This window comes from Enterococcus sp. DIV1206 (assembly GCF_051712485.1).
Classification (GTDB): domain Bacteria; phylum Bacillota; class Bacilli; order Lactobacillales; family Enterococcaceae; genus Enterococcus; species Enterococcus faecalis.
Genome location: NZ_JBIOOZ010000001.1, coordinates 619,539 through 641,279 on the forward strand (window position 1 = coordinate 619,539; position 21,741 = coordinate 641,279).

23 protein-coding genes are annotated in these 21,741 nt (G+C 38.0%); 20 read left to right on the top strand and 3 right to left on the bottom strand.

All coding sequences use genetic code 11. The features are described 5' to 3' along the window. Nucleotides 1-103: 103 nt before the first annotated feature. From IGK86_RS03075 to IGK86_RS03090, 4 genes are all read left to right on the top strand, one after another. Nucleotides 104-997 carry a PTS mannose/fructose/sorbose transporter subunit IIAB gene (locus IGK86_RS03075; protein ID WP_002383065.1) on the top strand — a complete coding sequence of 298 codons (894 nt, stop codon included), beginning with the start codon at nt 104-106 and terminating at the stop codon, nt 995-997. A 48-nt stretch (nt 998-1,045) separates the two neighbouring features. Continuing rightward, nucleotides 1,046-1,837, top strand: a complete 792-nt coding sequence (locus IGK86_RS03080; RefSeq protein ID WP_002358771.1) for a PTS mannose/fructose/sorbose/N-acetylgalactosamine transporter subunit IIC — start codon at nt 1,046-1,048, stop codon at nt 1,835-1,837. Beyond that, nucleotides 1,830-2,630 carry a PTS system mannose/fructose/sorbose family transporter subunit IID gene (locus tag IGK86_RS03085; protein WP_002383066.1) on the top strand — a complete coding sequence of 267 codons (801 nt, stop codon included), beginning with the start codon at nt 1,830-1,832 and terminating at the stop codon, nt 2,628-2,630. The genes IGK86_RS03080 and IGK86_RS03085 overlap by 8 nt, the downstream gene beginning before the upstream one ends. Nucleotides 2,631-2,744: 114 nt before the next feature. Next, nucleotides 2,745-5,759 carry a polysaccharide lyase 8 family protein gene (locus tag IGK86_RS03090; protein WP_438742006.1) on the top strand — a complete coding sequence of 1,005 codons (3,015 nt, stop codon included), beginning with the start codon at nt 2,745-2,747 and terminating at the stop codon, nt 5,757-5,759. A gap of 69 nt (nt 5,760-5,828) precedes the next feature. Here IGK86_RS03090 and IGK86_RS03095 read toward each other — a convergent pair whose 3' ends face one another. Together IGK86_RS03095 and IGK86_RS03100 are read right to left on the bottom strand one after the other, a co-directional pair. Further along, the gene (locus IGK86_RS03095; RefSeq protein ID WP_002355697.1) at nt 5,829-6,152 is read right to left on the bottom strand and encodes a DUF960 domain-containing protein; all 324 of its coding nucleotides are present in this window, start codon (nt 6,150-6,152) and stop codon (nt 5,829-5,831) included. Nucleotides 6,153-6,403: 251 nt separating this feature from the next. Continuing rightward, nucleotides 6,404-7,012 carry a 50S ribosomal protein L25/general stress protein Ctc gene (locus IGK86_RS03100; protein ID WP_002358773.1) on the bottom strand — a complete coding sequence of 203 codons (609 nt, stop codon included), beginning with the start codon at nt 7,010-7,012 and terminating at the stop codon, nt 6,404-6,406. A gap of 330 nt (nt 7,013-7,342) precedes the next feature. Between IGK86_RS03100 and IGK86_RS03105 the strand changes: the two genes are divergently transcribed. Together IGK86_RS03105 and IGK86_RS03110 are read left to right on the top strand one after the other, a co-directional pair. Then, nucleotides 7,343-8,125, top strand: a complete 783-nt coding sequence (locus tag IGK86_RS03105; RefSeq protein WP_002361308.1) for a pseudouridine synthase — start codon at nt 7,343-7,345, stop codon at nt 8,123-8,125. After that, nucleotides 8,122-8,802 carry a YjjG family noncanonical pyrimidine nucleotidase gene (locus IGK86_RS03110; protein ID WP_002355700.1) on the top strand — a complete coding sequence of 227 codons (681 nt, stop codon included), beginning with the start codon at nt 8,122-8,124 and terminating at the stop codon, nt 8,800-8,802. The genes IGK86_RS03105 and IGK86_RS03110 overlap by 4 nt, the downstream gene beginning before the upstream one ends. Before the next feature lie 176 nt (nt 8,803-8,978). On the opposite strand, the gene IGK86_RS03115 is transcribed toward IGK86_RS03110, so the two are convergent. Then, the gene (locus tag IGK86_RS03115) at nt 8,979-9,434 is read right to left on the bottom strand and encodes a GNAT family N-acetyltransferase (RefSeq protein ID WP_002386989.1); all 456 of its coding nucleotides are present in this window, start codon (nt 9,432-9,434) and stop codon (nt 8,979-8,981) included. A gap of 174 nt (nt 9,435-9,608) precedes the next feature. Here IGK86_RS03115 and udk point away from each other — a divergent pair, with 174 nt between their 5' ends. The 14 genes from udk (at nt 9,609) to IGK86_RS03185 (ending at nt 21,739) form a co-directional block, all read left to right on the top strand. Then, entirely contained in the window at nt 9,609-10,238 is a 630-nt protein-coding gene (gene udk, locus IGK86_RS03120) for a uridine kinase (RefSeq protein ID WP_002355702.1), read from the top strand. 167 nt (nt 10,239-10,405) lie between these two features. Next, nucleotides 10,406-10,747, top strand: a complete 342-nt coding sequence (locus IGK86_RS03125; protein WP_002355703.1) for a type II toxin-antitoxin system PemK/MazF family toxin — start codon at nt 10,406-10,408, stop codon at nt 10,745-10,747. Between the two features lie 100 nt (nt 10,748-10,847). Beyond that, a complete protein-coding gene (locus IGK86_RS03130) occupies nt 10,848-11,813 on the top strand; it encodes a Gfo/Idh/MocA family protein (protein ID WP_025193965.1) in 966 nt (321 codons plus the stop codon). A 369-nt stretch (nt 11,814-12,182) separates the two neighbouring features. Next, a complete protein-coding gene (locus IGK86_RS03135) occupies nt 12,183-14,102 on the top strand; it encodes a BglG family transcription antiterminator (protein WP_010828585.1) in 1,920 nt (639 codons plus the stop codon). Next, a complete protein-coding gene (locus IGK86_RS03140; RefSeq protein WP_002393661.1) occupies nt 14,068-14,391 on the top strand; it encodes a PRD domain-containing protein in 324 nt (107 codons plus the stop codon). Before IGK86_RS03135 ends, IGK86_RS03140 begins: the two co-directional genes overlap by 35 nt. Before the next feature lie 14 nt (nt 14,392-14,405). Further along, on the top strand, nt 14,406-14,762 hold the full coding sequence (locus tag IGK86_RS03145; RefSeq protein WP_002355707.1) for a glycine-rich SFCGS family protein: 357 nt from the start codon (nt 14,406-14,408) through the stop codon (nt 14,760-14,762). A 30-nt stretch (nt 14,763-14,792) separates the two neighbouring features. Beyond that, nucleotides 14,793-15,149: a DUF4312 family protein gene (locus tag IGK86_RS03150; RefSeq protein ID WP_002355708.1), complete on the top strand. Its 357-nt coding sequence runs from the start codon at nt 14,793-14,795 to the stop codon at nt 15,147-15,149. A 15-nt stretch (nt 15,150-15,164) separates the two neighbouring features. Continuing rightward, on the top strand, nt 15,165-15,944 hold the full coding sequence (locus tag IGK86_RS03155; protein WP_002355709.1) for a DUF4311 domain-containing protein: 780 nt from the start codon (nt 15,165-15,167) through the stop codon (nt 15,942-15,944). A gap of 19 nt (nt 15,945-15,963) precedes the next feature. Beyond that, on the top strand, nt 15,964-16,659 hold the full coding sequence (locus IGK86_RS03160; protein ID WP_002361314.1) for a DUF4310 family protein: 696 nt from the start codon (nt 15,964-15,966) through the stop codon (nt 16,657-16,659). Between the two features lie 130 nt (nt 16,660-16,789). Further along, entirely contained in the window at nt 16,790-18,103 is a 1,314-nt protein-coding gene (locus IGK86_RS03165; RefSeq protein ID WP_002358780.1) for a PTS sugar transporter subunit IIC, read from the top strand. Between the two features lie 25 nt (nt 18,104-18,128). Beyond that, entirely contained in the window at nt 18,129-18,428 is a 300-nt protein-coding gene (locus IGK86_RS03170; protein WP_016616519.1) for a hypothetical protein, read from the top strand. 8 nt (nt 18,429-18,436) lie between these two features. Beyond that, complete coding sequence (locus IGK86_RS03175) at nt 18,437-19,525, top strand: DUF871 domain-containing protein (RefSeq protein ID WP_002355714.1); 1,089 nt, start codon at nt 18,437-18,439, stop codon at nt 19,523-19,525. Between the two features lie 8 nt (nt 19,526-19,533). Then, nucleotides 19,534-20,643 (top strand): amidohydrolase/deacetylase family metallohydrolase, encoded by a 1,110-nt coding sequence (locus IGK86_RS03180; protein ID WP_002381282.1) that lies wholly within the window; start codon nt 19,534-19,536, stop codon nt 20,641-20,643. Next, nucleotides 20,633-21,739 carry a DgaE family pyridoxal phosphate-dependent ammonia lyase gene (locus IGK86_RS03185; RefSeq protein ID WP_071646594.1) on the top strand — a complete coding sequence of 369 codons (1,107 nt, stop codon included), beginning with the start codon at nt 20,633-20,635 and terminating at the stop codon, nt 21,737-21,739. Before IGK86_RS03180 ends, IGK86_RS03185 begins: the two co-directional genes overlap by 11 nt. Nucleotides 21,740-21,741: the final 2 nt, after the last annotated feature.

Here is a 21,741-nt window from a genome sequence, read left to right on the forward strand (position 1 = left end):
TGTGTTATAGTAAGTTCGTAGAGAACATAACATGTTAAGTAGGATCGCCTACATCTAGGGAGGGAAATTCGTGGAAAACATTGTACTAATTAGTCATGGTAGCATGGCTGAAGGCGTCAAAGTTAGCTTAGAAATGATCGTTGGTCGGCAAGAACACGTGCATACAGTCTCATTACGACCAGATAGCGACAATCTTCAATTTGAGAAAGAGCTAAATGAAAAAATGAAAGCCCTTAACGGTACGACACTGATTATTGCTGATTTACTAGGAGGAACGCCATGTAACGTGGCAACTAAGAATTATTTGAACGTTGACGGAGTGGAAATTATTGCAGGGATGACGCTCTCTGTTGTGATTGAAGCAGTGGTTAATCAACAGGCTTCGATTAAAGAATTAGTTTGTTTAGCACAAGAAAATATTGTTGATGTAAAGGCTGGAATGAATCAAGCAGAACAAGAGATTTCAGAAGCCAGCAAAGAAAAAGAATTAAGTAACTATAGTCAATATGCTGGAAAAGAAAATATTGTAAACACACGGATCGATGAACGGTTAATTCATGGACAAGTAGCGGGAATTTGGTCGACAAGTCTTAGTACACAGCGAATAATTGTAGCCAATGATGAGGCGGCTACAGATCCTTTACAAAAATCATCTTTGAGAATGGCAGCGCCTTCTTCGATGCGTTTATCTGTTCTTGGAGTAGAGGCTGCCGCTAAAAATATTCAATCAGGAAAATATGGTAAACAGCGTTTATTTTTATTATTTAAAAATCCGAAAGATGTGCTCCGCTTTATCGAAGCGCAAGGACCTATCAAAACTGTAAATGTTGGGAATATGAGTTACAAAGAAGGAGCACGCGAAGTAACAAAAAGTATTCAAGTTTTACCAGAAGAAGAACAAATTTTTGAAACAATCGCTTCAAAAGGCGTCACTGTGACAGCCCAATTAGTTCCAAACGATCCAGTCGTTGATTTTATGAAAAAATTACGCGGCTAAAACTGTCAGACTAAGAAAGAATATTTTTAAATTTAGGAGGAAATTTCAATGCATTTAGCAGCGTATCAAATTATTTTAATTACTATTTATGCGTTTATTGCTATTAATGACTCACTTATTTCAAATACGTTGACGCAACCAGCTATTGCTGGAATGATTTCTGGAATGATTATGGGAGATTTAAAAACTGGTTTAATGGTTGGCGGCACTCTTCAATTAATGCGTTTAGGAATTGCTGCTTTTGGTGGAGCATCGGTACCTGATTATTTCACAGGGGCTGTTTTAGGAACCGCTTTCGCTGTAATCTCTGGAAAAGGAGCGGAGTATGGTATTGGTTTAGCTGTTCCTGTTTCTCTGTTGATGTTGCAACTAGATGTAGTGGCCCGTTTTTGTAATGTCTTTTTACTTCATAGTGTCGATAAAGCGATTGATAAGATGCAAGTAAAACGGATTCCACGCTTAGTTTTATCTGGTTCTGTTCTGTGGGGACTGTCTCGTGCCATTCCGATTTTATTAATGTTATTAGCGGGGGATGCTGTAGTAACAACGATTACCGATAACATGCCAGAATGGCTAATGACGGGCTTAAAGACAGCTGGAGGAGTATTACCTGTTGTCGGTGTAGGGATTTTATTACGTTACTTGCCAACGAAGCAATATATCCCCTATTTACTATTAGGCTTTTTCTTAGCGGCTTATTTAAAAGTTCCAATGTTAGGTGTTTCGATAGTTGGGATGGTAGCAGCGATGCTTGTATTTAAACGTGATGGGGCAAAAAGCACGACACAAGCAACAACAGGAAATGGTGATTTTGAAGGAGGGTATGACGGCGATGAGTAAGCATAAACTGACAAAAAAAGAATTAAATGCAATTAGCTGGCGTTATATTTTAGGAAGCCAATTAAACTGGAACTATGAACGTATGATGAGTTCAGGATATTTATACGGCATCTTACCTGTTTTAAAAAAATTCTATGGTCATGATGAAGCACAATTTCAAGATATGATGCGCACACACAATCAATTTTTTAACACCAATGCTATTTTTGGGAATTTAATTATGGGGATTGATGTTGCGATTGAAGAGCAAGATGGCTATAAAGCGAAAGAAACAATTATTGCGCTAAAAACAGCTCTGATGGGTTCTTTGGCAGGCGTTGGAGACTCTTTATTCCACGTTATTTGGGGGACGATTTTCGGCTCTGTTGCAGGGACACTGGCTCAAAATGGTTCGGTGGTTGGCTGTGTTATTTGGATTATTGCAAATATTGCACTATTGTTTGGTCGGGCCGCGCTCTTACCACTTGGTTATAAGCAAGGGGTCAAACTAGTGACGACCTTAAAAGACAAGTTATCTGCCTTTACGAATGCAGCAACTGTTCTTGGTGTGACTGTGATTGGTGCCTTAATTCCTTCAGTTATCAAGGCGACAGTTCCTTTTGTTTATAAAAAGAACGGGGTCGAATTAGTTATTCAAGATACGTTAGATGCAATTTTACCTTCCTTAGTTCCAATCTTACTTGTTCTTTTAACTTATTGGATGTTAGGTCAAAAGAAATTAAATTCCACACGAGTGATTTGGATTATTTTAATTTTATCGATTGTTTTGAGTGCCTTTGGTATTTTGGCGTAAAAAGTATATTAAGTGATTTTCAGAGAGTCGGAGAGTGTAGAAAGTATTTTTCTTCACTCTTTTTCTCTAATTCGGATGTAAGCGTTTTACGATAATTTTTTAGGAGGAGAAAGAATGAAAAACAGGAAAATATGGGTAATGCTGGTCGGACTGTTTACTGCTTTGACGAGTGGATTTATGGGAACCACCCTTACTTTTGCAGAAGAAAACGAAGCAAGCCAAACGATTGAGCAACCCTCTTACATTTCAGATTTCCCCAATCAAGTTGGGCATTGGCAAGATTTGGTGGGAACAGCAGAAAAAAAGAATGATTCTACTGGTTTATGGATCGCAAACACGAAGCAAGGGACAAACCTCGAATCTGTCTCTATCAATCTTGATGCACGCGAACAATCTTCAGGAGATCTTGAACTAACCTTTTTATATGAAGGACAAAGTAACTTCGGATTGGTTTTTCGCGGAGATAAACAAAAGACGAGTCAATGGCAATCTTTTGCTTATAATCGTGACGGCCGCTGGCAATTAGGACAACCAGGCGGTAAATGGCTAACTAATATTCCGGGACCAACATTACTAAGTGGCCAACAATATAAACTGCTGGTTCGCTATGACGGGAAAAAAATTCAAACATTCCTGAATGATCAATTATTTTATGAAAATGAAGAGGTTCATTATCCTGATGGTACGTCCATTAATGATGACTGGACGGGCGCTATAGGAATTAGACTATTTGGTAATCTATCAAAGCTGAATATCATTTCTATGAAAAGTGGCTCCGTTGGTAGCATTCCTGTTATCGATTCATCTGCAGAATACCGAGAATTAAAAGAAAAATGGCGAAATCAGCTTGTTTCAAAAGAATATGATTCAACTAACCAAGCGCTTGTAGACTACGTCCAAAAAATCTCCAATGAAGCAACAGAACTCGATCAAACGATGAATAAAGAGCCGAACCGCAGCTATTTATGGCCACTAGAGCCTGGCAATACGCCATCGGCTGATTTAACGACTCAATTTACCAAATTGCAAAAATTAGCGTTAGCCTATGGAACGAAGGGGAGTACGCTTTACCAAGATGACAAATTGGCAGCAACCATTATTGATGGCTTAGATTTTATGGTAACGCAAAAAGGGTATGATGGGAAAAAGTACCACGGAAATTGGTGGGACTGGCAAATTGGTGTGCCACAGAAGTTTCTTAATATTCTAATGATTTTAGAGGATAAAGTTTCTCCAGAAAAGCAACAAATCTATACAAATGCGCTGAGCAGTTATGTCCCAGATCCGTTTAAACAGTTGTATACAAAACCACAAGGAACGTTTGTGGATTTAGCTTTTATCCCAAATTTTGTGACATCAGGAGCGAACCGCACGGACTTAGCTTTAACTGTTTTGGGGTTAGGAATTTTACAAAAGGATAGCGGGAAAATTAACCAAGCATCCAGTAGTATCGTCGATGTATTTAAATTAGTCACAAAAGGTGATGGTTTTTACCAAGATGGTTCTTTTATCCAGCACAATAACATTCCTTATACAGGTTCGTATGGCAATGTTTTGGTGAAAGGGGTTGGACAAATTTTGGCCATTACAGCAGATTCATCTTTTCAAATGGATGCAACTCTTGTGACAGAATTTGTTGAAAATGTTGATCGTGCCTTTCTTCCTTTGATTTATAAAGGTGAAATGCTACCAACTGTGAATGGCCGTTCCATCTCAAGAGCCCCAGCAGTTGGAAAAACAGGCTATGGCTCAACTACCATGTATAATTTATTAATTGTGGCTAAATTTGCTCCTAATAATTATCAAAAGAAATTTCAAGAAGCCGTTAAATATTGGATGAAGGAGAACCCAGATTATTATTTGACAAATGCTCGTGATTTTAATGATTTACAGATGACTATGCAACTTTTAACTAATCCAGAAATTACGGGAGGGCAACTTCCTTTTACAGGCACGAAACTTTATGCTTCGATGGATCGATTTGTCCAACGCACACCTAGTTATATGTTTGGGCTAGGCTTGTATTCAAAGCGCACTGCATCTTTTGAAGCAGGGAATAAAGAAAATAAACGTGGCTGGCACACTGGTGACGGAATGATGTACGTATATAATGATGACGAGGTTCAATTTAATTCCAGCTATTGGCCAACTGTAGATCCCTATCGACTACCAGGAACAACTGTAGATACCATTTCTTTGGCAGATGAAGTTTCAGCATTTACAACAATCACATCGAAAGAGCAATGGGTTGGTGGAGTAACGTCAGAAAATCAGGCAGTAGTAGGGATGGCTCTTAATAAAGACGGGACCAAAAATAATGGGAAACTTTTACCTATGAACCTACAAGCTAAAAAATCTTGGTTTGTATTAAGTGGGCAAATTATCGCATTAGGCGCAGGAATTAAAGGGGATACAGAAGCTTCGATTGAGACAGTTGTTGATAATCGTTTGTTAAATGATGCCTATCAGTATCAAGTGCTATCAAATATTGGGGAGATTCATGAGAAAAATGAAACGAGTAAAAAACAATGGTTATTACTAAAGTCGGATCATTCCAATGCTAATATGGGTTATTATTTTCCAGAAGAAACAACGGTAAATGTTAAAAGTGAAACTAGAAAAGGAACCTATAAAGCAATTAATGAAGCATTTCCAAGTGATAAAGAATATGTAGGTGATTATCGAACATTTACGATTCAACATGGTCAACACCCAACGAACGAGCATTATGCTTATGTAGTTTTACCAGGAATCGATGAAACTGATTTAAAAACATATGCTGCCAAAAAAACAGTAGAAGTTCTCTCAAATACAGAAGAAATTCAAGCAGTTAAGCAAGAAGAAGAAGGCTATCTTGGGGTTAACATTTGGTCAGAAACTGGCGGTACAATAGCAGGGATTACCTCAAATAAAGCTATTTCTTTAATGAGAAAGACACAACAACACCAAAAAACGTATACTTTCTCTGATCCCACACAAACAACTAAGACACTGACTTTAAAAATACCAAAAGATTACAGCAGAGTAATTAGTCAAAGTGACGGAATCACTTATGATGATGCAACAGAAACCTTTACTATTAATTTTGAAAATGCTGCAGGAAGTAGTAAACAAATTATTGTAGAATAACTAAAAGAAATTAAAGTAGCCTCAAATTCCAGTTTTAATCGGAATTTGAGGCTACTTTGTTGAAATTATTTAAGATTCTAACATTTCTGCAGGTAATAAAATCGTTTCACGATGGCCATCATCAAAAGCAAAAATTCGCGACGGATATGCCGTAGAATAACTAAATGGTAAGTCGATGGCCATTTCTACTGAACTATTTTCTTGAGAAAAATGGACAGTCACTTTGCCATTATTGTTCAACAAATCAAAGTGAAGTAAGTCGTTTAAAGGGATAACCCCTTTTAGATTTAAGTCAATAATCAACCAAATACTATCAATTAAGCCACTAGGTAAGCTGGAAACAACACCTAATGAAGCATAGCGGCTACGGTCACTATCAAAACGTTCAAACATATGGATGACCTCCTTTTTGTTTACTTACTTTTAGTATACTGCAAATTTAAAAAAAAGAAATTGTTTCGTTTGAAAATGTTGCGTAGATTAGCAAAAATTTAATATTCCTCTGTAGCTTCCTAGCTTTGCAGGTGTCATCATTTATGTGAAGAAATCAAGACATGCAGTAAAAAGAAAATGGGACGTACGTTGTTTCAACGTACATCCCATTTCTAAAACTTAAGAGAATCAGCTGAACAAAAGTGTACTCTTTATTCGGCTAATTCTGGTTCAGTCGTTTCAGCAGCTGTTCCTTCTTCTTCTTCAGGAGCAGTTTGTGCTTCAACAATAGCAACTAGTTGTTCTTCTGGATCAGTTAAAATTTCATAGTCTTTGTGTTCAGGTAAATCAGCGATTGTAAGAGCATCACCAATTTCTAAGTTTGTAATATCTACTTCAATTGATTCTGGCAATTTATCTGGTGTGGCTGCCACTAAAACAGTGTACAAGTTTTGAGCTAAGGTACCCCCAGCTTTCACACCTGCAGATTCACCAATTAATTGAACTTCTGCTTCGACTTCTGTTGTTTCTTTCATATTTACAGATAAGAATTCAACATGAAGCATTTGACCAGTAAAGGTATCTAATTGTGCTTTCGACATTAATGTGTTGATGTTTTTGCCATCAACTGTCATTTTAATAACGGTGTTAGCACCATGTTCGCGTAAAATTTTTGATAAGTCTTTTTCTTCAAAATAGATTGGTGTACTTTCAATTTGGTAACCGTAAACAATGGCAGGTACTTTCCCTTCGTGACGTAGCTGATTTCTTAGTGAACGTGGACGGATAGCTCTTTCTTTAACTTCTAATTGTACTGACATAACCTAATTCCTCCTTGAAATAATGAGTGATTTGGTTAAACTCAGAAACAAAACATAATGGAAAAAAGAAACTTTTTTTTCAGTTGTTCTTGTCTAGAAAAATGCTAACAATAATCAAAAAATCCCCACAAATATTGCCAGGCAACACTCATGGGAATGGTTCATTGTTATCGTTGTTCTCTCCCAGGTCATTACGCTGTTTTTGAGAAACCTTTATTTACTTTACTTATTAACCGTAACACTTATATTTTTATACGTCAAGGAATTACCTTTTTCCACTTTTCATCTTTAACGGATTCCACTATACTAATACCAGAATGGAGCGGAACAATGCGATTAGATAAATTACTAGAAGAACTTCAGTTTGGATCACGCAAAACGGTGAAACGATTAATCAAAGGCAAGCAGGTCACTGTGGATGGCATCGTGACTTTAAATGAAAGCCAAAATGTCGATGCGCAATTACAAATGATTAAAGTAAAAGGACAATTAATTTCGCATAAGACCCATGTGTACTACATGTTGAATAAGCCAAAAGGTGTGGTTAGTGCTGTCTCAGATGCATCTAAAAAAACAGTCATTGATTTGATTGCACCACAAGACAGACGCCCTGGTCTTTATCCAGTGGGCAGACTCGATGGCGATACGGAAGGGTTACTTCTATTAACAGATAATGGACAATTAGGGTATCAATTAATTCGGCCAAATAAAGAAGTAGCGAAATGTTATGAAGTGAAAGTCAATGGTTTGGTCTCTGCAGAAGATTGTGCTAAATTTAAAGATGGGATTGTTTTGCAAGGAGGCATTCAATGTAAGCCAGCAAAAATAACTGTTCTTGCAGCGACTGAAACGGAGAGTCATGTTTTCCTGACTATTCAAGAAGGAAAATTTCACCAAGTGAAAAAAATGTTTTTATCTGTGGGGAAAAAAGTGACTGCTTTAAAACGTCAAACTATGGGGCCGTTGCGGCTAGATCCGCAATTACCTTTAGGTGCTTATCGTTCATTAACAAGAGAAGAGTTACAATTGCTATTGCCTTATTTTTTTATTGAAAAACAACAAACAAGCAAAGCGTTACCGAGTAATTTGAAAAGAGAAGAGGAACGGAAATGAAAACATTGCTTTTTGATGTTGATGATACATTGTTAGATTTTAAATTGGCTGAAAAGAAGGCGCTCCATGCCTTATTTGAAGAAGAAAATGTACCATTTACATCTGAAGTCGAGTCAACATACCACCGAATTAATCAAGGATTATGGCGTTCATTTGAAGAAGGAAAAATAACAAAAGATGTTCTCCTTGATACACGGTTTGGTCTATTATTTGACGCGTTTAATCGAGAAGTTGATAGCGTTAAAATGGGAGAAAACTACCGAGAATATTTAAGTCAAGGACATGACTTGCTTGGCAATAGTCAACGTATCTTGGAAAAATTAGCACCCCATTATGATTTATATATTGTGACAAATGGAGTGGCAAAAACACAGTATCGTCGATTGGAAGATTCGAAATTAATGCCTTATTTTAAAGATATTTTTGTTTCAGAAGAAGTGGGTTATCAAAAACCAATGAAAGAGTATTTTGATTTTGTTTTTGAACGGATTCCTAATTTTAGTCGAGAAAAAACAATGATTATTGGCGATTCTTTGCATTCAGATATTCAAGGAGGCCAACAAGCGAAAATTCAGACTGTTTGGCTCAATCCGACCTCCGCTCCAGCAACACCAACCATTCAACCCAATTATACGATTCAACAGCTAGATGAGTTGTTACCAATTCTTGGGCATTAAAAAGAGCGTGGGACAAAAATCACTTTGGATTTTTGCTCCACGCTCAAAAACTGATAAACGGCGGGAACAGAACCAACTCCTTCGGAAATAAGCCGAAATTCTCCAAAAATTAAAGAGCAATTTTCGGAAATTTCTTCTTATTTCTCGGAGCTAAACGGTTCTGTCCCGACCTCTTTTTAACTTAAATGTAACCGTAAGCGAACCATATCCTTTAAAGGCAAGCCGTTTTCTATAATAGGCTCATCATAATGATGGATAAAAAAATCTGGTTCAATATGTGTCATTCGAAAACCGACTTTTTGGTAGAGATATAGCTGTTGAAAGCCTGTGCTCCCAGTCCCAATCTCCAAGGAATCATACTTTTCTTTTTTGGCAAAATCAATGGCAAAATGTAATAATTCTTGCCCGATGCCCCGCCCTCGGCTTTCTTCTGAGACAGCGATGTTTACGATTTCCAATGTCCGTGGGTGAGTCGGCAACAGGACTAAAATTCCTTGAAGTTCTTCAGTCTGATAGTCAAAGCAAATGCCGCGGGTAATGTAATCTGCCACCATTTTTTTTGAGGGATCTGCCTCATAAAGAAGAGCGTAATGCGCCGTTGTAAGTGCTTCTTTTTTGACTTTTTTAATCATAGGTAGGATTCTCCTTTTATTGATAAGTATACTGTAATTGAAAGAAGTGTGGGCAGATTTTTCATAAGAAGATAAAAATCACATGAAAAGTCTTGGAAAAGGTCTGGCATTCTTCAGAGTTTTCATTATAATAGTAAAAGACAATGAAGTTTTTGAAAAGAAAGAGGTTTATACATGAAAGATAGTCAGCCAATTATCATTGGTGTTACTGGCGGATCAGGAAGCGGAAAAACCAGTGTTAGCCGTGCGATTTTTAATAATTTTCCCGATCATTCAATTATGATGTTAGAACAGGATTCTTATTATAAAGATCAGAGCCATTTGAGTTTTGAAGAACGTTTAAATACCAATTATGATCATCCTTTTGCGTTTGATACAGATTTATTGATTCAACATGTTGAACAACTGTTAAACTATCAAGCCATTGAAAAGCCAGTTTATGACTATGTTGCGCATACAAGAAGTACAGAAACGGTGATCCAAGAACCGAAAGAAGTAATTATTCTTGAAGGGATTTTAATTTTAGAAGATCGCCGCTTAAGGGATTTAATGGATATTAAAGTGTATGTGGATACAGATGATGACATCCGTATTATTCGTCGAATCAAGCGTGATATGGAAGAACGTGGCCGTACGTTGGATTCTGTGATTGAACAATATTTGACAGTCGTCAAGCCCATGTATCACCAATTTATTGAACCTACGAAACGTTATGCAGATATCATTGTGCCAGAAGGTGGCGAAAACCACGTCGCTATTGATTTAATTAATACAAAAGTGGATAGTATTTTAACAAAAATGTAATAGTTAGCTTAAATAGCCGTCTCTATATCAGAGTCGACTGTTTAAGCTTTTTTTGACTTTTAAAGGGTTGTTTTATCAAATATTTTAAGGGTAGCTAAAAAGTTGAAAATATTGAAAGAAACAATATGCTATAATTTTTTAAAGGAAAAGGAGGGAAGGGAATCTGAATGATAAAAAGAGGTGAGGTTTTTTATGCGAATCTCTCACCAGTTGTTGGTTCTGAACAAGGTGGGATTCGACCTGTCCTGATTATTCAAAATAACAAAGGTAACTTATTTAGTCCAACGTTGATTGTTGCACCGATTACCCGTAACGTAAGCAAGCGGCTGCAACCAACGCAAGTCCTCATCGAAATTCCCCATAACGAGTGCAGGACGCCATCACTTATTTTGTTAGAACAAATTCGAACATTGGATAAAGAACGAATGCTACACAAGGTTTGTCAACTTTCTCGTGAAGAGATGGAGCAGGTCAATCAAGCTTTAAAAGTTAGCGTTGGTATCCGTTAATTTACATATAAAGAAATCGTTTTGGGGAAACGGTTTCTTTTTTTTTGAAATAGTTTCCAAATATTCGTTTTTCTCGTATAGTGAAAGAGGAGGCGATCACATGGATAAAATTCGTTATGGAATTATGAGTACTGCCCAAATTGTCCCAAGATTTGTAGCAGGGCTTCGAGAAAGCGCGCAAGCTGAGGTGCGCGGGATTGCATCAAGGCGTTTAGAGAATGCTCAAAAAATGGCTAAAGAATTAGCGATTCCGGTAGCTTATGGCAGTTATGAAGAGTTATGTAAGGATGAAACAATTGATATTATTTATATTCCCACCTACAATCAAGGACATTACTCAGCAGCTAAGCTTGCGTTATCACAAGGAAAACCCGTCCTACTGGAAAAACCATTTACATTAAATGCTGCTGAAGCAGAAGAACTCTTCGCAATCGCACAGGAGCAAGGGGTTTTTCTAATGGAAGCTCAGAAATCTGTCTTTTTACCAATTACCCAAAAAGTAAAGGCGACGATTCAAGAAGGGGGATTGGGAGAAATTTTATGGGTTCAGTCAGTTACTGCCTATCCCAATGTGGATCATATTCCCTGGTTTTACTCGAGAGAAGCGGGTGGTGGAGCGCTTCATGGCTCAGGAAGTTATCCATTACAATACTTACAATACGTATTAGGGAAAGAAATTCAAGCGGTTACGGGAACCGCAACATATCAGCAAGGGGCGACGGATAGTCAATGTAATTTAGCTTTGAAATTTGCTGAAGGGACACTGGGCAATATTTTTATTAATGTTGGTTTAAAGATACCTAGTGAAATGACCATCTGTGGGACAAAAGGGCAAATCGTTATTCCTAATTTCTGGAAAACAGATTGTGCTTATTATACAGATACTCAAGGCAACACTGTCAAATGGTCTGAACAATTCACTAGTGAATTTACGTATGAAATCAATCATGTGAATCAATGTTTACAAGACAAAAAGTTAACTAGCCCCGTAATGACGAAAGAATTAACGATAGCAACCGTCAAAATTGTTGAAGGTTTTTATCAAGAATGGTTTGATAGAGAATAATTACCACAACTTGCTATCCATACTATTCTGTGTTAAAGTGTGTTTTATGCGACGAGTTGACTCAATCAGATAGCTTCGGCTATTCCGTTTTGACGGCTAGTGATTGTCAAACACAACGACACCAGATAGTACGGCTATCAGTTACCGGATTTGTAACGTGTCGGACAGAATACTTTTGTGGAGAAGGTCTCTGTCTATTTATGCAAATAAATAGTGTGGTATCCCTTAACAGTTACTACTGTTAAGGGATTTTTTTGTATGAAAAGAGAAGTGTTGCACTTTTATAAGTGCAACTTTTTTGTGTTGTGGAACAGATAAAATAACGCTATAGTTTTAAGTGTAAAGGGAAAAGAAAAGAGGTGACAAGGCATGACCGTGTTGTTGTCCAAAAGAGCGATAAATATTTTATTGATGCTTTTGGATTTGGAAGGGAGTATTACCACGCAAGAATTAGCTGAGAACTTTACTGTCAGCGTTCGAACAATTAAGTATGATTTAGAAGATATTCGTGCTTGGTTTGAACAGCACGATGAGACACTTTATTCAAAACGAAATAAGGGAATCTGGCTAGATTTACCTGACTCTAAACGCTTACTGTTAAAAAATGAAATTATCGATGTCGATCGATTTGAAACCTATCCTGATCAAAAAAGACGAGTCAATGTATTGATTTTTCAGCTATTGTCAGTCAAAGGTTACTTAACGGCACAGCAGCTAGCAGATGAATTATTAGTGAGTCGAAACACAATTGTTAGTGATTTGGAACAGGTCGAACGGTTGCTGCAAGCATATGATTTAACCTTAATTCGCCAAGCACGGCAAGGATTTACAATTAGTGGTGAAGAAAGCAATGTACGCTTACTGATGGAATTTATCACTCAAAAAGAACTTACAGAATACGATATTTACCAAATTATGAACTATGTGACAAAGACAAAAGGGGCTGAAAAGATCCCTAAAATTAAATTTGGGTCAGGGACATTGTTTCAAGGTTGTTATCGTAGTGCATTGAAAAAAATGCGAAATTTAATTAATCCACTCGATCAAAATCAATTTGATTATGCCGAAATATTATCTATTACGTTGAGAGTGGCAATTGCCGCAGCACGTATGCAGATGGCACATACAATTGGGACTTACCGAGTGTTATCACAAAAAACACGCTTTGAACAACGGAACGAAGTACCACTTTTACTTTTACAAGAGGTGTTTGAACGGTATGACTTGCCTTTATTAGCGGATGAATATTTTTATATTTATAGTGATTTATTCGGAACCCATCAACGGCAAGATATGGTTCAATTAACAAAGCAAGTGATTGAAAGCGTTTCAAAAGAGCTGAATTATCCTTTTGTAAATGATCGCCAATTATTTACGAACTTGTTTGCACACCTGTCCTTACGTTTTACAAAGAAACATTTATTTATTAATGAATACAATCCGTTTTCTGAAGAAATCAAAGGAAAACACCCAGCGTTATTTTTAGCTATTCAAAGTGCTTGTAAACAATTAATTCAACGTTCTGTTTTGTTAGTCAACGATTCTTTCTGCGCATATATTGCGTTGCATTTTTTGGCAGCTCAGGAACGACAACAGCAGGAAGCTAAAGTTGTTAGGATTGTGTATGTTTGCTCGACGGGCTTAGGTGTGACCAGTTTAATTGAACAAAAAATTTTAGAGGAAGTACCAAACGTTGAACTCGCAGGATTTGCTTCTGTTTTAAATGCAACTGAAGTGATTCAAGCAGAAAAGCCTGATTTGGTATTGAGTATTTTCCCAATTGAAGAAATGACATACCCATTTATTAAAGTCAGTCCATTGTTGACGTACACAGACTTAAGTTTGATTCGGGAAGAGGTCGATAAAATTTTATTAGGGAAACGTCAAGGAAAAGGTACCGCTCGCTCCACGAAATCTGATGTAATTGAAAAAAATGAACGGATACAAAGCCAAGATTTGTTAGTAAAAGCGTATATTATTTATGAAGAGTTAAAACGAATGTTTCAAACAAAGTTACTGAGCGAATATCAAGAAGCCTTTTTACTGCACGTTTTATTAATGACACATCGGATTACGTTTAATAAACAATACGAAGAGATTCCTTGTAATAGAGAAGTATCTCATGAAAGGCAAGAAGAAATTCGGCAAATTGAATGTTTATTTGCTAAAAATGAGTTACCTGTCAATCATGCTGAAATTTCAGCATTACTTAATTATTTAGAACAACCAAAGGAGGAAGAGGATGGAACTAGCAATGGAAGCACAGGAGATCATTCGACAAAGTGCTGAACCAGAAAAGCTACAATCGATTATCAAACAAACCAGTGCGCGATTAGCAGAAGCACAAATTGAACCAACGGAATTACAGTGGACGATTTTGATTAACCATCTCAATGAGATGCTGAATCGTTCAAGAGAAGGAACGACATTATCTGGTGTTGATCGGACGTTGTTTACGGAACTAACACCAGAAACGTTGAAAATTGCACAAGAAACAACAGAAGCAATTGGTCAGTTATCAGAAGATGAATGGTATGTTTTAGCTGTTCATTTTGAAGTTGCTAAACAAAACAATTAATAGGAGGAAAAGTTATGATTACAGTAGTTATCGCAGATCGTTTAGGAAAAGGACAAAATGTTGCAAAAGGAGTGGAGCAAGCAGGTGGTCGCGCGGTTGTTGTTCCAGGAATGGGCGCTGATATGCGTTTAGGAGATGTGATGCAACAAGAAAAGGCAGATTTAGGCATTTCTTTCTGTGGCAGTGGTGGTGCAGGGGCGTTAACGGCTGCTACTAAATACGGGTATCCCGAAAGACATGGCATGCGATCAATCGAAGAAGGGGTAACAGCAATTAACGATGGGAAAACTGTTCTTGGATTTGGTTTTATGGATCAGGAAGAACTTGGTAAACGAGTAACTGAAGCATTTATTAAGAAACACGGAGCATAGAAAGTAGTAACTTAGAAAGGAGCGGTAATTATGGATGCCACAAAACGGTCAACACAAACCGTGATTGTTTCTGGAAAAGGTAATAAGAAGAATGAAGCTTTTGCAAGTGCGTTGAATGATGTTTCAAAAAAAGTATTAAAAGAAACAACAGAGGTCCTCATCCGGATTGAACCGAAAGAAGTAACTATTCGTCAGGCAAAAGAACAAGTTTATACAGAAAAATTTCTGTTCTTCTTCTTTCCTAGAAAGAGAGTGATTTATCATGTCGAACTAGCTGTAGAAGTGGAAATCCAAGCCATTGCAGTCGAAGAAGTTGATTTTTTAACGGAAACAATTAAAGAACCGAACGCAGTAGTAGTTCCGTTTCTTTCAAAAAGAGGCGTATAAAGGGAGGAAGAAGGAATGGAATTTGTAATCATTTTGCTGAAGTCATTGCTTATTGGTGGTTTACTAGGTTTTGCAGCTGGCGCAGGCGCTGCTCGGATGTTTCATGCACCACAAACGCAAGGGTTAGGGGCATTTAGAACATTAGGAGAAATGAACGCGGCACAAGGAGATCCAGCATCACACTTTTCTTTTGGTTTAGGTTTTTTCTTTAATGCTTGGGCTTCGGCCGTCGGAGCAGGTGCCTTTACACAAGATGTGACCCACCGGATTGTGCCTAACTGGGCTGCAGCAATTTTATTGGTAAAGGATAAAGATGTCACTAAAACGATGCATAATCCCAAAAAAATGGGGATTGTCGGGGCCTTTGTAGGAATGGCGACTGTGGCTTTCTTAAATAGTACAGCTGCAGCAATTCCAGAATCGCTACAAGTAACAGCAGTTGCGGTGTTGGTACCTGCAGCAACGATTTTAATCAATACTGTGATGCCCGTTTTATTCTGGCTAGCGGCTTTAGATGCAGGAAAACGGACGGGTTTTTGGGGAACGTTATTTGGCGGATTATCTCAATTAGTCATGGGCAATGCTGTCCCAGGAGTTGTATTAGGGATCTTAATCGGTAAAGGTGTCGATGATTTAGGGTGGACCCGAATGACACGCGGCATGCTTGGTGCCATTATCTTATTATTTATTTTAAGTGGCTTCTTCCGAGGGTTCGACTTAGAAATGATCGAAAGTTTCCGCTTGTCTATTCCTCAATGGTTAAATAATTTACACAATGTCTTCACCGTTAAATAGAAAAAAGGAGGTCTCATAGATGGAACAGCAAGAAAAAAATGAATGGGCACAACAAGAACAAGAAATTCAAGAAGGTTTAAAAGGCAAAAGTTTTTGGTATGCTGATTGGGGCTTTCCGATTTTAGTCGGGATTATGTCAGCGGCAATTTTTGCAGGAACACATATGTATGTAGTTTATGGTGTGGGCGCCTTTAATGAAGTTTCAATTGTTGCGATGCTAAAAGCTGGTTTAGATGGTGGTTCTTATGGCGCTGCCGCAGCATTTGGTGCAAGTTTCCTGTTTGCACGAATTTTAGAAGGTTCTTTAGTCGGGATTTTAGATTTAGGTGGCTCAATTTTAACGGGGATCGGGATTGGCGTACCTGCAATTTTCCTCAGCATGGGTATTAAAGCACCTGTAGAAAACTTTGGCTTAGCCCTTTTAACAGGTGCGCTACTAGGGTTAGCAGTTGGCGGCGTAATTGTGTTGATTCGGAAATTTACTATCAATCAAGGAAATTCCACTTTTGGTGCGGATGTGATGATGGGGGCTGGTAATGCCTCAGGACGTTTCTTAGGCCCGTTAATTATTTTGAGTGCGGCGGGTGCTTCGATTCCTATTGGGATTGGTGCTACATTAGGAGCTTTAGGTTTTTACATTTGGAAAAAGCCAATCGCTGGGGGCGCAATTTTAGGCGCAATGATTTTTGGTGCAATATTTCCGGTTTCTTTATAATAAGAAAAAGCCTTTTGATTTGCACTTTCTCTGTCACAAATAAGAATAAGCGTTTACATTATAATGTTACTATGTTATTATAAATGCGAAATAATTATTATTTTTATTAGTTGAACGGAGGAATTAACAAATGAATGGTTTTGTACAGTGGATGGAAGTTAAGTTAATGCCGATTGCGAATAAATTTGGTTCGCAACGCCATATGACAGCGATTAGAAAAGGATTAATTGCAACGATGCCTTTAACAATTGTGGGCTCATTCTTTACAATTTTTCAAAATATTCCAATTGAGGCATACACAAAATTGATTGAACCTTATCAAGCAATTTTAGATATTCCTTCCCGCTATACGATGGGATTACTTGCACTTTATGCAACATTTGGGATTGCTTCATCATTGGCCAAAAGTTATAAGCTTGACTCTTTGACGTGCGGAATTTTAGCATTAATGGCCTTTTTAGTAACAGCGGCACCACCAACACGTGTCTTTGAAGATGTTGACAACGTCATTACAGCAGGGCGCTATATTAATTTAGCAAATTTAGGTTCAGCTTCTTTATTTGGTGCGATTGTAACAGCGCTGTTATCTGTTGAAATTTATCGCTTCTTTATTGAAAAAGATATTATGATTAAGATGCCAGATGGCGTACCGCCTGAAGTGTCAAATTCATTTATTGCGTTAATTCCAGGAGCAGTTATTCTTTTATTATTCTGGGTTATTCGCCACGTAATTGGTTTTGATTTGAATGGTTTCTTGAGTACGTTATTAATGCCACTTAAAGGTATCCTTGCTGGTAACAGTTTATTTGGCGGCTTACTAACAGTCTTCTTAATCTGTTTCTTCTGGGTTTTAGGGATTCATGGTCCAGCGATTATGGGCCCAGTTATTCGTCCTTTCTGGGATATGTCGATTGCAGAAAACCTTGAAGCTTTTACCAATGGTGCAAACGTTCATCAGTTACCTAATATTTTTACAGAACAGTTTTTACAATGGTTTATCTGGATTGGTGGCGCTGGAACTACGCTTTCTTTAGTTGTTTTAATGATGTTTTCTAAATCAACGTATCTGAAAAGTCTTGGCCGTTTATCGTTCTTACCAGGCTTGTTTAATATTAATGAACCAGTTATTTTCGGAACGCCTATCGTAATGAATCCTATTTTAGGTATTCCGTTTATCGTGGCACCGTTAATTACCACAACGTTATCTTATTTCTTAACAGTCGCTAATATAATTCCGATGATGGCTGCACGCTTAGCGTTTGCAATTCCAGCACCAATTGCTGCTTGGATGAGTACCAATTGGAGTTTCTCGGCCGCAGTATTAGTGATTGTTAACTTCTTAATTACAATGGCTATCTACTATCCATTTTTCAAAGTTTATGAAAAACAGCAATTGGATAAAGAAGCAGAAGAATTAGCAGCTGAACAAGCAGCGAAAAATTAAAAAATGTTAGGGCGGGTGTTCTGATATGAATATCCTGCCCCTTCTAAGTCAGAGAAGAAAGTCAGGAGCGTATAAGATGATTATTTGGTTCATTTTCTTTTTTATCGTTAGTCAAATTATTATAGAAAAAGGGCAGTTGCCTACTGTTGTTTATCAATTTGGTTTGGTAAAGACGTTGGTTTTTACGGCATTTTGTATTACTCTTTCCATGATAATTGGCGGATTTCTAAATCAACCAGTATTGCTCGTTGGCTCTACAACAATCCTGTGTAGCTCGGTGATTGCTTGGAAATTTCGAAATAAATTTGAAAATAGCGGAGTGTGAGAACGAAGATGAAAAGAGCATTAGGTGTATCAGTTTATCCAGATCATAGTGATATCAATCAAGATAAAGCGTATTTAAAAAAAGCCAGCGAATGTGGGTTTACTCGAATTTTTATGAGTATGTTAGAAGTGACCGATGGCAAAGAAGCGGTTCAGAAAAAATTTAAAGAATTAATTAGTTATGCGAAAAATTTAGGATTTGAAACAATTTTAGATGTCGTTCCAAGTATCTTTGATGAATTGGAAATTTCATATGATGATTTGACTTTTTTCAGCGAATTAGGAGCTGATGGGATTCGATTGGATACAGGGTTTGATGGAAATAAAGAAGCCATGTTGACGTTTAATCCATTCGGCGTGGCTATTGAGTTGAATATGAGTAATGATGTCGCTTATCTTGATAATATTTTGACGTATGAAGCAAATCGACCTTTCTTATATGGTTGTCATAACTTTTATCCACAAGCGGGAACTGCATTGCCGTATGATTTCTTTGAAAAATGTAGCATCCGTTTTAAAAAGGAAGGTATTCGGACAGCTGCTTTTATTTCATCACAGGTAGGTGAAATTGGTCCTTGGGATGTGAATGATGGGCTACCTACTTTAGAAATGCATAGACAGTTGCCAGTCACTGTTCAAGCTAAACATTTATTTGCAACAAATTTAATTGATGATGTTGTTATTGGAAATGCTTATGCTTCCAACGAAGAATTAGAAGCATTGGGTCAGTTGAATCGTTATCAAACAGAATTGACCATTGTTTTTGAAGAAGCGACTTCTGAAATTGAAAAAGAAATCGTAACAAAAAATCAACATTTTCGCCGTGGAGATATCACTCAGCAGATGATTCGTTCCACAGAAGTGCGTAAAAAATATAAAAATGAAGCTAATCCCCCACATGATAATCAAGCAATGCTACAACCTGGAGATGTTGTTGTGGGAAATGATGCATTTGGAAAATACAAAAATGAATTACAAGTCGTTTTAGAACCACATCAAGACTCACGCAAAAATCGAGTAGGGCGTATTATAGAAGAAGAACTTGTATTATTAGAATTCATTAAGCCTTGGACAAAATTTAGATTTATAGAAAAGTAGGGAAGAATATGGACTACGATTTACTTATAAAAAATGGACAGACAGTAGATGGTATGCCTGTTGAAATTGCAATTAAAGAGAAAAAAATAGCTGCTGTTGCAGCAACTATTTCAGGTTCTGCAAAAGAAACTATCCACTTAGAACCAGGTACTTATGTATCCGCAGGCTGGATAGATGATCACGTTCATTGTTTTGAAAAAATGGCTCTTTATTATGATTATCCAGATGAAATTGGGGTCAAAAAGGGTGTTACGACAGTGATTGATGCTGGGACAACAGGTGCTGAAAACATTCATGAATTTTATGACTTAGCGCAACAAGCAAAAACAAATGTTTTTGGATTAGTCAATATTTCTAAATGGGGCATCGTTGCTCAGGACGAACTCGCAGATTTAAGTAAAGTACAAGCGAGTTTGGTCAAAAAAGCGATTCAAGAATTACCAGATTTTGTTGTAGGGATTAAAGCCCGTATGAGTAGGACCGTTATTGGCGATAACGGCATTACGCCTTTAGAATTGGCCAAACAGATTCAGCAAGAGAACCAAGAAATTCCCTTAATGGTTCACATTGGATCAGCACCGCCTCATTTAGATGAAATTTTAGCCTTGATGGAAAAAGGGGATGTCCTAACCCATTGTTTTAATGGGAAAGAAAATGGCATCTTAGACCAAGCAACGGATAAAATAAAAGACTTCGCTTGGCAAGCGTACAACAAAGGGGTCGTATTTGATATCGGGCATGGTACGGATAGTTTCAATTTTCACGTAGCTGAAACAGCGTTGCGCGAGGGAATGAAAGCTGCATCAATTAGCACAGATATTTACATTCGTAACCGAGAAAATGGTCCTGTTTATGATTTAGCCACAACGATGGAAAAACTCCGTGTGGTCGGCTATGATTGGCCAGAAATTATTGAAAAGGTAACCAAGGCTCCTGCTGAGAATTTCCATTTAACGCAAAAAGGCACGTTGGAAATAGGTAAAGATGCTGATTTAACGATTTTCACGATTCAAGCAGAAGAAAAAACATTGACTGATTCTAATGGATTGACACGAGTAGCCAAAGAGCAAATTCGCCCAATCAAAACAATTATTGGAGGACAAATCTATGACAATTAGTTACGAAAAATTCCACTTAAAAGAAGTCATTAATGCTTCTGGCAAAATGACCATTCTAGGTGTCTCCAAAGTTTCGGAGGCAGTCCTCGCGGCTCAACGATTCGGCGGCGAACATTTCTTTGAAATGAGTGAACTTAGTGTGCAAACAGGGGCCTTTTTAGCCAACTTGTTGAAGGTAGAAGATGCCCAAATCGTTTCCTCGGCTTCGGCGGGGATTGCCCAATCGGTGGCTGCCTTGATTGGAAAAGGCAGCTTGTACCACGCGTATCATCCCTATACAGAAAAGATCGAACAGCGAGAGATTGTTTTACCTAAAGGGCACAACGTGGACTACGGCACGCCTGTAGAAGTTATGATAGCGCAAGGTGGCGGCCAAGTGGTGGAAGCTGGCTACGCCAACATGTGCAGTCCAGAACACGTGGAAATGATGATTTCTGAAAAAACAGCGGCCATTCTATACATCAAAAGCCACCATACCGTGCAAAAAAGTATGCTGACGGTGGCCGAAGCGGCCAAAGTGGCGCAACGCCACAAGGTGCCGCTAATTGTTGACGCGGCAGCAGAAGAAGATCTTTTCAAATACACCGAAGCAGGCGCTGATTTGGTGATTTACAGCGGCGCCAAAGCCATTGAAGGGCCAAGTGCTGGTTTAGTGGTCGGGAAAAAAGAATACATTGACTGGGTGCGCCTGCAAGGCAAAGGCATTGGTCGAGCAATGAAAATTGGCAAAGACAATATCCTAGGCTTTACGCAAGCAGTGGAAGAATACTTGGCACATGGCAGTGAATCAGGGGCTTCGATGCAAGAGCGCTTAAAACCGTTTGTTGAAGCCATCAACAACCTGTCAGATTTAACCGCTAAAATCGTCCAAGATGGCGCCGGACGAGACATTTATCGCGCCAGTGTCAAAGTGGACGGCAGAAAAACCGCTAAGGAAGTCATCCAAGCGTTAAAAGCAGAAAGTCCAGCCATTTATACGCGAGAATATCAAGCAAACAATGGCATCATTGAGTTTGACATTCGTTCTGTCAATCAAGAAGAAATGAACAAAATCGTGCAACGATTACAAGAAATTATGGACACAAAGGAGAAATAAGC